Annotated in this window: 11 protein-coding genes; 10 read left to right on the top strand and 1 reads right to left on the bottom strand. The window is 39.3% G+C overall.

Annotated features, from left to right (window positions below):
* The first annotated feature begins 21 nt into the window (after positions 1-21).
* From AOR04_RS06890 to AOR04_RS06870, 5 genes are all read left to right on the top strand, one after another.
* A complete protein-coding gene (locus AOR04_RS06890; RefSeq protein WP_008138399.1) occupies positions 22-732 on the top strand; it encodes an ABC transporter ATP-binding protein in 711 nt (236 codons plus the stop codon).
* A gap of 3 nt (positions 733-735) precedes the next feature.
* Entirely contained in the window at positions 736-2,049 is a 1,314-nt protein-coding gene (locus tag AOR04_RS06885; protein WP_096792851.1) for an ABC transporter permease, read from the top strand.
* An 11-nt stretch (positions 2,050-2,060) separates the two neighbouring features.
* Complete coding sequence (locus AOR04_RS06880) at positions 2,061-3,269, top strand: ABC transporter permease (RefSeq protein ID WP_096792850.1); 1,209 nt, start codon at positions 2,061-2,063, stop codon at positions 3,267-3,269.
* Between the two features lie 71 nt (positions 3,270-3,340).
* Entirely contained in the window at positions 3,341-4,666 is a 1,326-nt protein-coding gene (locus tag AOR04_RS06875; protein WP_096792849.1) for a sigma-54-dependent transcriptional regulator, read from the top strand.
* The gene (locus AOR04_RS06870) at positions 4,666-5,979 is read left to right on the top strand and encodes a sensor histidine kinase (RefSeq protein WP_096792848.1); all 1,314 of its coding nucleotides are present in this window, start codon (positions 4,666-4,668) and stop codon (positions 5,977-5,979) included. The genes AOR04_RS06875 and AOR04_RS06870 overlap by 1 nt, the downstream gene beginning before the upstream one ends.
* Positions 5,980-6,068: 89 nt before the next feature.
* Here AOR04_RS06870 and AOR04_RS06865 read toward each other — a convergent pair whose 3' ends face one another.
* On the bottom strand, positions 6,069-6,407 hold the full coding sequence (locus AOR04_RS06865) for a Grx4 family monothiol glutaredoxin (RefSeq protein ID WP_004335359.1): 339 nt from the start codon (positions 6,405-6,407) through the stop codon (positions 6,069-6,071).
* A 266-nt stretch (positions 6,408-6,673) separates the two neighbouring features.
* Here AOR04_RS06865 and AOR04_RS06860 point away from each other — a divergent pair, with 266 nt between their 5' ends.
* The 5 genes from AOR04_RS06860 to AOR04_RS06840 all read left to right on the top strand — a co-directional run bounded on the left by AOR04_RS06860 (position 6,674) and on the right by AOR04_RS06840 (position 13,130).
* Positions 6,674-7,255 carry a superoxide dismutase gene (locus AOR04_RS06860; protein WP_024611616.1) on the top strand — a complete coding sequence of 194 codons (582 nt, stop codon included), beginning with the start codon at positions 6,674-6,676 and terminating at the stop codon, positions 7,253-7,255.
* 210 nt (positions 7,256-7,465) lie between these two features.
* A complete protein-coding gene (locus AOR04_RS06855; protein ID WP_096792847.1) occupies positions 7,466-9,388 on the top strand; it encodes a PrkA family serine protein kinase in 1,923 nt (640 codons plus the stop codon).
* 31 nt (positions 9,389-9,419) lie between these two features.
* Complete coding sequence (locus AOR04_RS06850; RefSeq protein WP_096792846.1) at positions 9,420-10,703, top strand: YeaH/YhbH family protein; 1,284 nt, start codon at positions 9,420-9,422, stop codon at positions 10,701-10,703.
* 19 nt (positions 10,704-10,722) lie between these two features.
* Complete coding sequence (locus AOR04_RS06845; protein WP_096792845.1) at positions 10,723-12,237, top strand: SpoVR family protein; 1,515 nt, start codon at positions 10,723-10,725, stop codon at positions 12,235-12,237.
* A gap of 5 nt (positions 12,238-12,242) precedes the next feature.
* Positions 12,243-13,130, top strand: coding sequence for a universal stress protein (locus tag AOR04_RS06840; protein ID WP_096792844.1), 888 nt, complete (start codon positions 12,243-12,245; stop codon positions 13,128-13,130).
* The last annotated feature ends 203 nt before the right edge of the window (positions 13,131-13,333 follow it).

The raw sequence follows: 13,333 nt of genomic DNA, 5'->3' as shown, positions 1-13,333 counted from the left end.
TAAAAATAATTAGGAACACCCATGTTACAAATGAACAATGTAAGTAAAGTATATCAAACAGAAATGGTACAAACCCACGCGCTTCGAGACTTTAACCTGCAAGTAAACGAAGGCGAATTTATTGCTGTTACCGGTCCTAGCGGCTCAGGAAAAACAACCTTTTTAAATATTGCAGGTATGCTCGAGCCTTTTAACGAAGGTGAATACCTGTTGGATGGTGTTAATGTTGGCAGCCTAAACGATAACCAACGTGCTGATTTACGTAATCAAAAAATTGGTTTTATCTTCCAAGGGTTCAATTTAATACCTGACTTAAACTTATATGAAAATATTGAAGTACCGCTACGTTATAGAGGTATTAAAGCCGCAGAGCGTAAACGTCGCATTGAAAAATGCTTAGAACAAGTTGGCCTTGCCTCTCGGGCAAAACATTTGCCACAGCAACTCTCTGGCGGACAGCAACAAAGAGTGGCAATAGCTCGTGCGCTTGCCGGTGAACCTCGTTTTTTACTTGCCGATGAGCCAACAGGTAACCTTGACAGCTTAATGGCTCGCCAAGTTATGGAGTTACTTGAGCAAATAAATCGCGACGGTGCCACTATTGTAATGGTAACGCATGATAGCGAATTAGCCCGCCGTGCTCCGCGTAATATTCAAGTAGTTGATGGGCAACTTGCCGACTTTACGCTTTATCAGGGCGCACAAACTATAAAAACAGCATCGGGGGTTTAACTAATGTTTATTCATTATTTAGATTTAAGTTGGCGTAGCTTCAAGCGCACCCCACTGGTTAGCTTTTTAATGGTACTTGCCATTGCGATAGGTATAGGCATAACAATGACCAGCCTTAGTGTTTATCACATGATGTCGGCCGATCCTATCCCAGAAAAAAGCAGCCAACTTTACAGTGTGCAATTACAAACAATGGACGATGGTAGTACGTGGTGGACAGAAGATAACACACCACTACAACTGACCTATCAAGATGCTGAGAACTTATTAAACGCACCCACGTCAGAGAAAAAAGTGGCTATGATGCGTACCGGCTTTTCAGTTTATTTAGATTCTGACAAAATAAAACCTTTTATTGGCAGTGCACGGATGACAACGCCTGACTTTTTTAGCATGTTTAATTTGTCATTTTTGTACGGTGGGGCTTGGAGCAAAGAGCAAGAAAACTCGGCTGCACCTGTGGTTGTTATTACCCAAGAGATAAACGATAAACTATTTGCAGGAAAAAACTCTGTCGGAGAACTGATTTACTTAGATGATGCAAGCTATCAAGTAGTGGGTGTTATTAACCATTGGCCTCTCAATATTAAATATTATGATTTAAATAACGGTGCATTTAATCAAGTAGAAGAGTTATTTATGCCCTTTAGCTTAATAAAGACAAAAGAGCTCGTAAGTTGGGGCAATAGCAATGGATGGAAGCACGAAAACACACCAACCTTTGCAGATAAACTGCAATCTGAGCAAGTATGGATCCAGTTTTGGGCAGAGCTAAATACGCTTGAACAAAAACAAGCCTATCAAAATTACTTATTAGCCTATATGCAGGAACAACAAAAACGTGGGCGATTTAATCGTAAAGAACTTGAGTATAAACTTCGCGATGTAAACCAATGGATGCAATACAATAACGTCGTCACCGAAGACAATAAAATTTTAGTGGGCCTGAGCTTTATGTTTTTAGGTGTCTGCTTAGCCAATATTTTAGGTTTACTTTTAGCCAAGTTTTTACGCAGAGCGCCAGAAGTAGGTGTAAGACGCGCATTAGGCGCTAGTAAAAGGCAAATATTTTTACAGCACTTAGTTGAGGTCGCCATGCTTGGCTTTATAGGTGGCATGCTAGGAATTGCACTAGCACAACTTGGCTTAATGGGCGTAGGGCAAAGCTATGACTACTATGAAAATTTAGCGACAATGGATTTAACCATGCTATTGAGCGCCCCATTGATTGCAATTACAACCTGCATTTTGGCTGGTTTGTACCCTGCTTGGCTAGTGTGTAAAACCAACCCTGCTATTTATCTTAAGAGCCAATAAGGAATGTCACAATGTTAGAAATAAAACCTATATTTAACGCCTTATGCCGCTCAAAGGTGGGCGCTGTATTACTGCTAATTCAAATTGCAATTACCACAGCCATAGTCAGTAATGCTGCATTTATCATTCAAGATAGAATTAGTTATTTAAACCAAGAAACGGGCTACCCTGAACAAGATATATTTAAGTTTAATGTAATGACCTTTGGTACTGATATTAACTTAAGTCAGCAGTTTGAGCTTGATGAAAGCATGCTTAGAAAAATGCCAGGCGTGGTCGATGCCGCATTAAGCAGTAGTATTCCACTATCAGGGAGTGGCAGCGCTTCGAGCTTTAATTTAAAACCTGCCCCACAAGAAGGCCTTAGTGTCAGGGCCGCTTATATTTTTATAGACGATCATGCTATTAATACCTACGGCGTTAACTTAATTGCAGGGCGAAACTTTACCGAAAATGAAGTGCTCGTTACAAACGAAATTACACAAAAGCGCACCAACGTCACTATAGTCACTAAAGCCCTACTTGATGAGCTCTATCCTGATGGAGATGGTTTAGGGAAAATAGTTTATTTTGGTGACCTACCACTTAAAGTTATTGGCGTGATCGGAAAAATGAAAGGCCCGTGGCTCAAAGACAGTAAACCAGATAATTTTGCATTTATTCCTTATATTAAAGCAGAAAGTTATACACAAGTTGCCGTTCGTACAGAGCCAGGTCAGCGAGCAACTGTAATGAAAGAAATAGAAAATGCCATGCTTGCAAATTACAGTAAGCGCGTTATTAATAACATTAAAGAACTTGATGAATTAAAAAATGAGTATACCGCTCAAGATCGCCTCATGATGCGCATGCTCATAGTATTAATCACTATTTTAGTGCTTATAACCGCTCTCGGTATTTTTGGCTTAACCTTATTTAATATCAGCAAACGCACTAAGCAAATTGGTACACGCAGAGCACTTGGCGCAAGAAAGTCCGCTATTGTTAGCTACTTCTTAGTAGAAAACGCACTAATTTGTAGCCTAGGTTTAGCCTTAGGTGCAATAACAGCAATACTGCTTGGGAAAATGTTAATGCAGTCTTTTTCTGTCGCCGCACTACCGCCAAGCTATATAGCCGTTACCGCCATTGCCGTATTTTTAATGAGTTTACTTGCGGTGTTAGCGCCGGCTAAACGCGCTGCCAATATTTCGCCCAGTATCGCAACTCGCACTATTTAATAATATGTAAATCACTATGCTACACTGCTTAGTAAGGCAGTGTAGCCATTAAAAAATTATAAAAATAACCTATGACTCATAAAATACTCATTGTTGATGATAACCAAGCAGTACTCGACGCACTTTCGTTATTGCTCGAGATCCACGACTTTTCGGTAGTCACTGCAACAAATCCGTTTGATGCTCTGCAAATAGTTCGCTATCAACGCATTGAGCTTGTAATTCAAGACATGAACTTTACCAGTGACACGACCTCTGGTGAAGAAGGTAAAGCCTTGTTTTATGAACTACGAGAAATGAACCCACACCTCCCTATTATACTTATTACAGCCTGGACCGAACTTGCCACCGCCATTGAGCTTGTAAAAGCAGGTGCTGCCGATTACTTACCAAAACCCTGGGATGATGCAAAACTACTAGTTTGTATCGGTAACTTAATAGAGCTAGGCAGTGCTAAAAAAATAGTGGCGACACATAATCGCCATCAACAAGAACGTGAAGGTACATTTAAAAGCGCAGACCTTGCTGGGCTAATATTTAAAAGTACTGCGATGGAACGACTGGTTACTATGGCGCTACAAGTGGCTAAATCTGATATATCTGCATTAATTACAGGCCCTAATGGGAGTGGCAAAGAGTGTATTGCGCATATTATTCAAAAAAACTCCCCACTTGTATCACAACCTTTTATTAAGGTAAACGCAGGTGCATTACCGCAAGAACTTATAGAGGCCGAACTTTTTGGCGCTGAAGCTGGCGCATACACGGGGATAACTAAACAACGTATTGGTCGATTTGAAGCAGCTGATGGCGGTACGTTATTTTTAGATGAAATTGGTAATTTACCACTTTCAGGACAAATAAAATTACTACGCGTACTACAAACCGGCGAGTTTGAACGTTTAGGCTCAACACAAACACGAAAAGTAAATGTGCGCGTTATATCGGCCACTAACGAAAACTTACTACAAGCAATTGAACAAGGTCGATTTAGGGAAGACTTATATTATCGCCTTAACGTAATTGAGCTCAATGTGCCTGCCCTGTGCGAAAGACAAGATGATGTTTTAGCGCTTATTAGCCACTTTTTACCTCACCGAGAGCTGACTATAAACACAGAGCAAGCACTTCAACACTACAAATGGCCAGGTAACGTTCGAGAGCTAGAAAACGCTTGTAAGCGTGTAGCGGTACTAAAACCTACAGGTGCGCTTACAGTCGATGACTTTGCTCTTTCGTCACCGGTCTCTTCCCAACAAAAAGCAGAGCCGACCAAACAGGAAATAGAACACGCAATGCGCACTCATCAAGGTGTTATAGCCAAAGTGGCCCGTGAATTTGGTTTAAGCCGACAAGCACTTTACAGGCGGTTACAAAAAATGGGTATTGATTATTAATGCCAAACATTATTAGCAACTTTACCCTAAGCCAAAAGATTGTATTAATTTGCGGGCTTTGTAGCGCGCTGCCTGTTTTTATTATTGCCGCACTTAGTGGTTTTGATATGTACTACACTCTGTTTTTAATATTACTAACGCTTACATTTAGCACCTTGCTTTCAAGAGCCATCACCAAGCCAATAAAGCTTGGCATGCAATCGCTCGAAACCGGATTACTTAATTTTAAAGATGGTGAGCTCTCCAGTTTGCTTGCGTATAAAAGTAATGATGAACTTGGAAAGCTATGCCAACTTTATAATCAAACCGCAAAACAGCTTCGCCAAGAAAAACAATGGATTTACCAGCGCGAGTTAATGCTTGATAAAGTATTGCAAAGCTCGCCGCAAGCGCTACTGCTGGTCAATGATAATAATACGGTGGTATTTAGTAATTTAATTAGCCGTAGCTTATTTAATAGCGCATCTCGCCTTGAAGGTATGCAACTAAGCAAGTTACTCGAAAATTCGCCTCTGCAATTAATAGCAGCTATAGAGCACGGTATTGATGGCCTCTTTAATATAGAAATAGAGAATCAAGACTCACAAACTTGGCATTTAGCCACTGGGGAGTTTTTACTTAATAATCAAAAGCATCATTTATATATATTTAAACAGTTAACCCGTGAACTTAGTCGCCAAGAAGTTGCAGTGTGGAAAAAAGTAATACGCATTATTAGCCACGAATTAAATAATTCACTCGGCCCCATGTCATCCATGCTACACAGCGCACAATTGCTCGCAAATAAAGTTGATGAGCCTCGCCTTGCCCGTGTATTTGCAACTATTGATGAGCGAATTAGTCATTTAACTGAATTTGTACAAGGCTATGGCAAGTTTGCTAAGCTACCTCAGCCACAAAAAACGCGGGTTAACTGGCAAAACACACTCAATAATTTAAAAAACCACTGGCAATTTAGCTACGAAATAAAAAATTCACACAATGAATTACAAGCTGATCAAACACAACTCGAGCAGCTGCTGATAAACTTATTAAAAAATTCACACGAGTCAGGCTCCAACGCCAATGAAATACATATTCAGGTCGAGTTTGTACCCCAAGCATGTGTTATAAATGTGAGCGACTGCGGCAAAGGAATGAGCGAGCAAGTAATGGCAAATGCTTTAGTGCCCTTCTATTCTACAAAAAGTACGGGGAGTGGTTTAGGGTTAGCCTTATGCAGAGAAATAGCAGAAGCGCACCAAGGGCATATAAGTTTACATAACAAAATAGAGGGCGGCTTAAACGTGCAAGTGAGCCTTCCTTATTTATAAATTCACACAAATTAAAAACAACAAAGCCACTTTTAAAGTGGCTTTGTGTTTAAAGAGCTTAATAACCTGAGTTCAGGTTGAGTAATAAATTACTCTGCGTCAGCTTCTTTGTATTTAGCAGCAGTTTCTGTAATTAACGGCTGTAATTCACCGCGTTGAAACATTTCGATAATAATGTCACAACCACCAACTAATTCGCCATCTACCCAAAGTTGTGGGAATGTTGGCCAATTAGCATATGCTGGAAGCTCAGCACGAATGTCTGGATTAAGTAAAATATCAACGTATGCAAATGGTTCACCACATGACATTAACGCTTGCGATGCTTGTGAAGAAAAACCACAATTTGGTAATTTTGGTGACCCTTTCATGAAAAGGATTATTGGGTTTTCTGAAATTTGCTGTTTAATTTTATCAATGGTTTCCATCTACAACCTCAAAGTAACGATAGCTAAATATATTTTGGTCTTGAAAATAACTCATCGTGACCACAAATATATAACTTAAAATGGGCAAATAAAGCCGCAATTGAAATAGTCTTTCGCAATAGCATTGCTGTTTGCTTAAACTTGAGTAAAATACTCAACAATTATAGTAACACTATATTACCGCTTGGTATAGGTAACTGGTCTGTTTCAACAGGCATTACGTATTACCAAATGGACTATCAACCAAAGAAGATGGAGATAAAAAAATGGCATTTGAACTACCGTCACTACCATATGCAATCGACGCACTTGAGCCACATATTTCAAAAGAAACACTAGAGTTTCACCATGGCAAACACCACAACACTTACGTGGTTAAGCTTAATGGTTTAATCCCTGGTACTGAGTTTGAAAACAAATCTCTAGAAGAGATCGTATGTTCATCAGAAGGCGGCGTATTTAACAACGCAGCACAAATCTGGAACCATACTTTTTACTGGAACAGCTTATCTCCAAACGGCGGCGGCGAGCCTACTGGCGCAGTTGCTGATGCAATCAACGCTAAATGGGGTTCTTTTGATGCGTTTAAAGCGGCATTAAACGATAAAGCAGTAAATAACTTTGGTTCAAGCTGGACGTGGTTAGTTAAGCTTGCTGATGGTTCACTAGACATCGTTAATACATCTAACGCTGCTACACCATTAACTGATGATGGCGTTACTCCAATCCTTACAGTGGATTTATGGGAACACGCTTACTACATTGATTACCGTAACGTTCGTCCAGATTACCTTAAAGGTTTTTGGTCGCTTGTTAACTGGGAATTCGCGAACGCTAACTTCGCTTAATTAGCCTTTAAACGCTAATTTTAAAAAGACGCTTAGGCGTCTTTTTTTGTATGTTATTCTTTTACTTTTTCGTTTATACGTGTTGTTGTGTTCATTAGTTCATCATGATCTTTTTTCACTTAAATTTTTAATTTTATTGCACAAAAATACCAATTCGTGACTAGACTTTAAAAGGTAAGCACCTTTTTACAGCGGGTTTCGGAGGTTATTATGACGATTTTTGAGCATTACCAAGCACGATACGAAGCGGCACAGGAAGAAGAATACAGTATCGCTGAATTTCTTGAAATTTGTAAAACAGATAAGTCTGCCTATGCCAGCGCACCAGAACGTCTACTTATGGCAATTGGCGAACCAAACATGGTAGACACCGCAACCGATGCAAGACTAAGCCGGTTATTTTCTAATAGAGTGGTTGCGCGCTACCCTGCCTTTGCTGACTTTTATGGTATGGAAGACGCCATTGAGCAAATAGTCTCTTATTTAAAACACGCAGCCCAAGGGCTTGAAGAATGCAAACAAGTACTCTATTTACTCGGGCCTGTAGGTGGGGGTAAATCATCCATTGCAGAAAAACTAAAGTATTTAATGCAACAAGTGCCTATTTATTCAATTAAAGGTTCTCCTGTAAACGACCATCCTCTGTCCTTGTTTGATCCTATCGAAGATGCAGACGTACTCAGCAAAGAATATGGTATTAAACCGCGCTACTTAAAAACCATTATGTCGCCTTGGGCTGGCAAACGCTTAAAAGAGTTCAATGGTGATATTAGCCAGTTTAAAGTGGTCAAACGCTACCCTTCTATTTTAAACCAAATAGGCATTGCCAAAACTGAGCCTGGGGATGAAAACAACCAAGATATTTCAGCGCTAGTAGGTAAAGTCGATATTCGCCAGCTTGAGCACTTTGCCCAAAACGATCCTGATGCATACGCCTACTCTGGCTCTTTATGTTTAGCTAACCAAGGGCTGATGGAGTTTGTAGAAATGTTTAAAGCACCGATTAAAGTGCTGCATCCTTTACTTACCGCCACCCAAGAAGGTAACTATAACGGCACAGAAGGTATTAGTGCTCTTCCATTTAATGGCATGATCCTCGCACATTCTAATGAATCTGAGTGGCAAACTTTTAAAAACAATAAAAACAATGAAGCATTTTTAGACCGTGTTTATATTGTTAAAGTGCCTTACTGTTTACGTGTAACTGAAGAAGTTAAAATTTACGACAAATTACTTGAGCACAGCGAGCTATACAATGCGCCATGTGCGCCTGGGACACTTAAAACATTAGCGCAATTTACAACATTATCACGTTTAAAAGAGCCAGAAAATTCCAGTATTTATTCAAAGATGCGGGTATACGATGGCGAAACCCTTAAAGACACAGACCCTAAAGCTAAATCGTATCAAGAGTATCGTGATTACGCAGGTGTTGATGAAGGCATGATGGGGCTATCTACTCGCTTTGCGTTTAAAATTTTATCTCGTGTATTTAACTTTGATACCACTGAGGTTGCAGCAAACCCGGTACATTTATTCTATGTGCTTGAACAACAAATAGAGCGCGAGCAATTTTCAAGTGAAATAGAAGAGCGTTACTTAAGCTTTTTGAAAGGCTATTTAATTCCTCAATATGTAGATTTTATAGGTAAAGAACTGCAAACCGCTTATTTAGAATCGTATTCAGAATACGGCCAAAATATTTTTGACCGCTATGTTATTTATGCTGACTTTTGGATACAAGACCAAGAGTATCGCGACCCAGATACGGGACAACTATTTGACCGAGCCGCGCTTAATGCCGAGCTTGAAAAAATAGAGAAACCTGCGGGTATTTCTAATCCTAAAGATTTTCGTAATGAAATAGTGAACTTTGTACTGCGTGCCCGTGCGCATAACAACGGTAAAAATCCACTATGGACAAGCTACGAAAAACTACGCACGGTAATTGAGAAAAAAATGTTCTCTAATACCGAAGATTTACTCCCCGTTATTTCGTTTAATACCAAAACGTCTGCAGAGGATCAGCAAAAGCACGAAGACTTTGTGAACCGTATGGTCGAAAAAGGCTATACACAAAAACAAGTTCGCTTGCTTTCTGAGTGGTATTTACGGGTTAGAAAATCGCAATAACCTTCATAGTCGTAGTATATAGGAGGTCATTATGGCGCATTTTATAGATAGGCGTTTAAACGGAAAAAATAAAAGTACGCTTAATCGCCAGCGCTTTATTAGGCGCTATAAAAAACAAATTAAAGAAGCGGTTTCAGATGCGATTAACAAACGCAGCGTCACTGATTCTAGCTCTGGTGAGAGTATTTCTATTCCACAACGCGATATCAGCGAACCTACATTTCATCAGGGAAAAGGCGGGAATAGAGAACAAATTCACCCTGGTAACGATCAGTTTTCTACCGGTGATAAAGTTGAGCGCCCTAAAGGCGGACAAGGCGGCGGTGCCGGTGAAGGAGACGCCAGCGATTCAGGCGAGGGACAAGATGAGTTTGTATTTTCTATTTCAAAAGATGAATACCTTGATTTACTGTTTGAAGATCTAGAACTTCCTAACTTACAAGAAAACCAACTTGATAAGTTAGTGCAAATGAAAACCCATCGCGCAGGATTTTGTAGCGACGGTATGCCAAGTAATATTGACATTGTTCGATCACTTCAAGGCTCGCTTGCGCGCCGTGTGGCCATGAGTGCAGGTAAAAAACGCCGACTAGTCGAGCTTGAAAAACAGCTTACTCTGTTACTTAGTGAGCCACATAGCGATAAAGCGGCAATTGCTTTATTACAAAAAGAAATTGCAGCATTAAAAATGCAAATTAAGTCGGTTCCGTTTATTGATAACTACGATTTACGTTTTCGTAATTACGAAAAGCGCCCTCATCCCACCAGCAAAGCGGTGATGTTTTGTATTATGGATGTGTCAGGCTCAATGGATCAGCCAACAAAAGACATGGCTAAGCGTTTTTATATTTTACTTTATCAGTTTTTAACGCGCAGCTATAAAGACATAGAAGTTGTTTATATACGTCACCACACACAAGCTAAAGAAGTAGATGAACAAGAGTTTTTTTATTCCCAAGAAACTGGCGGCACTATTGTTTCGAGTGCTCTTAAATTAATGAATGAAATAATAAAAGAACGTTATCACGCAGATGAGTGGAATGTATACGCCGCACAAGCCTCTGATGGCGATAACTGGGCGGACGACACGCCGCAATGTGGTGAAATTTTGCGTAATAAGCTCTTAAGCGCAGTACGTTATTTTGCTTATATTGAAATAACCACTCGTGCTCATCAAAGCCTATGGCGCGAATATGAATCTATAACACACAGCCATAATAATTTCGCCATACAGCATATTCAAAGCGTTGAAGATATTTACCCAATTTTTAGGGAGCTATTTAAAAAAGGTCGTCAACAGCAAAACTCTGCATAGCCAAAAGCGAGGTAGCATTATGAATGATAAACGATTGAGTGATGGCCCAGATTGGACCTTTGATTTATTAGATGAGTACCAAGGTGAAATTGCTCGCGTTGCTGCTCATTACAGATTAGACACCTACCCTAATCAAATTGAAGTGATAACGGCTGAGCAAATGATGGATGCTTATTCAAGCGTTGGCATGCCTATTGGCTACAGTCATTGGTCTTACGGTAAGAAGTTTATCCAAACAGAGCAAAATTATAAGCGCGGGCAAATGGGCCTCGCTTACGAAATAGTGATAAATTCAGACCCTTGTATTGCGTACTTAATGGAAGAAAATACCCTACCTATGCAAGCGCTTGTAATGGCGCATGCATGTTACGGACATAACTCATTTTTTAAAGGTAATTACTTATTTAAAACCTGGACCGATGCTGGCTCAATTATTGATTACTTAGTATTTGCTAAAAACTACATAAGCCGCTGTGAAGAAAAATATGGTATTACTCAGGTAGAGAGCTTACTCGACTCTTGTCATGCGTTAATGAATTACGGGGTCGATCGCTATAAACGTCCACAGCAAATATCACTCTTTGAAGAGCAAAAACGCCAACAAGAACGTGAAGAATACTTACAATCACAAGTAAACGAATTGTGGCGTACGATTCCCGAACAGCAACACGAAACTAAAAAGAAAGAACGCCATTTTCCTACTGAGCCTCAAGAAAATATTTTGTATTTTATTGAAAAAAATGCCCCATTACTCGACTCTTGGCAGCGTGAAGTGATACGTATTGTCCGTAAAATATCGCAATACTTTTACCCGCAAAAACAAACTCAAGTAATGAACGAAGGTTGGGCAACATTTTGGCACTACACCATCCTTAATCACTTATATGATGAAGGGAAGCTCACCGACTCATTCATGTTAGAGTTTTTACAAAGTCATACCAACGTAGTTTATCAGCCACCTTATAACAGTAAGTATTATTCAGGCATTAATCCATATGCTTTAGGTTTTAACATGATGGTTGATATTCGCAGAATATGTGAACATCCAACTGAAGAAGATAAAAAATGGTTTCCTGAGTATGCAGGCAGTAATTGGCTAGATACATTGCACTTTGCCATGGAAAACTTTAAAGATGAAAGCTTTATTAGCCAGTTTTTATCGCCGAAGTTAATTCGTGATTTCAAATTATTTACTATTATTGACCATACTAATAATCCCCATTTAGAGATTGGTGCGATACACGATGATAGCGGCTATAAAACAGTTAGAGAAGTGCTCTCCGCGCAATATAATTTAAGTAATCATGAACCTAACATTCAAGTATATGATGTTGATATTAGAGGTGATAGAGCACTTACACTTCGCTATGTACCTCATAATTGCATTCCATTGGCAAACTCACATGAAGAAGTGCTAAAACATCTTTACAGGCTATGGGGCTTTAAGGTAAAACTGGAAGAAGAGTCTAATTCTGGTGAGATTTCAACTATTGGTCAATGTCCAACAGATGACACTCGTCATACAACAGAGTGAATATAATGGATAAGAAAAAGCTTCTCGTACTGATCGACTCAGTAAATTGTGCAAAAACAGCATTATTACACGCAAAACAAAAAGCACTACAAGACAGTAAACATATTGATATTGTTGCGTTTAGCTATGAAGACACTGGTAATATATTATTTTCATTATCACCAGAGCAAGTACTTGCGATTCAAGACAAACAACTTTCATTACTCAGAGCAACATTAGAACCTCTATTAAAAAAAGAGCTAACTGATTGTGAGTATACATTTCAAACGGTTTGGCATGAATCACCAGAGCAATGGTTAAATAACGAAATAAACGCAACTAATTATGATATGGCAATAAAAACTAGGCATATTGATGCTCAAACTCAATTTAGCGAACTTGACTGGCAGCTTATTCGATTTTCACCAATACCACTTTATTTGGCCGCAGATAATAAATGGAGAAATAACTGTAATGTGTTAGCTGCTCTTGATTTAGGCAGCGAAAAGGCATCTAAGCATCAGTTAAATAAAGCTATTATTAACTGTGGCTTAGATTATGCTAACTCAGAGGGCTGCGAATTTTATGCATGTTATACCGTGCACGTCTCACCTATTTTGAGAGACTTAGGCATTGTATTTTCAGATGAACAAGTACTCAATGCATTCGAAAAATTACCGGCACTGCAACGTGATCTGATTAATGAATACAACTTGCGTGATAAATTACACATTAAAGCGGGCTTAGCGGAGCAAGTCATACCAAGCTTGGCAGCAAAACTTGATGCTGAGTTAGTGATTATTGGCTCAGTAGGCAACGTGGGTATTAAGGGAAAGCTTATTGGCAACACAGCAGAAAAAATAATGCGCTTACTTAAAACCGATTTACTTATTTTACCCCCCCACTCAATTTAATACCAATTTTCTTAATTAAGTGCTTTATTTTGAGGTAATAAAATCGTATCAATAACAAGGCAAGAATTCGTTATTTAGTTGTTATCGCTAATTACTCTTACATTGCTCTACCTTCTGCATCCATGCAGTCGTATATCAGAAGTTTTTAACGCAGTTAACGTCAGATTTAATCACTCAAATTAATTAAATATTATTGCGCATTG

This window comes from Pseudoalteromonas sp. 1_2015MBL_MicDiv (genome assembly GCF_002407505.1).
Classification (GTDB): Bacteria; Pseudomonadota; Gammaproteobacteria; order Enterobacterales; family Alteromonadaceae; genus Pseudoalteromonas; species Pseudoalteromonas fuliginea.
Note: the sequence above shows the minus strand (reverse complement) of the source record. Positions and strands in the feature narration are given on the sequence as shown.

Bases quoted from the DNA above. Each gene is read 5' to 3' on its own strand.
- AOR04_RS06885 (WP_096792851.1), top strand. From the start codon at position 736: ATGTTTATTCATTATTTAGATTTAAGTTGGCGTAGCTTCAAGCGCACC.
- AOR04_RS06860 (WP_024611616.1), top strand. From the start codon at position 6,674: ATGGCATTTGAACTACCGTCACTACCATATGCAATCGACGCACTTGAG.
- AOR04_RS06875 (WP_096792849.1), top strand. From the start codon at position 3,341: ATGACTCATAAAATACTCATTGTTGATGATAACCAAGCAGTACTCGAC.
- AOR04_RS06890 (WP_008138399.1), top strand. From the start codon at position 22: ATGTTACAAATGAACAATGTAAGTAAAGTATATCAAACAGAAATGGTA.
- AOR04_RS06880 (WP_096792850.1), top strand. From the start codon at position 2,061: ATGTTAGAAATAAAACCTATATTTAACGCCTTATGCCGCTCAAAGGTG.
- AOR04_RS06855 (WP_096792847.1), top strand. From the start codon at position 7,466: ATGACGATTTTTGAGCATTACCAAGCACGATACGAAGCGGCACAGGAA.
- AOR04_RS06845 (WP_096792845.1), top strand. From the start codon at position 10,723: ATGAATGATAAACGATTGAGTGATGGCCCAGATTGGACCTTTGATTTA.
- AOR04_RS06865 (WP_004335359.1), bottom strand. From the start codon at position 6,407: ATGGAAACCATTGATAAAATTAAACAGCAAATTTCAGAAAACCCAATA.
- AOR04_RS06850 (WP_096792846.1), top strand. From the start codon at position 9,420: ATGGCGCATTTTATAGATAGGCGTTTAAACGGAAAAAATAAAAGTACG.
- AOR04_RS06870 (WP_096792848.1), top strand. From the start codon at position 4,666: ATGCCAAACATTATTAGCAACTTTACCCTAAGCCAAAAGATTGTATTA.
- AOR04_RS06840 (WP_096792844.1), top strand. From the start codon at position 12,243: ATGGATAAGAAAAAGCTTCTCGTACTGATCGACTCAGTAAATTGTGCA.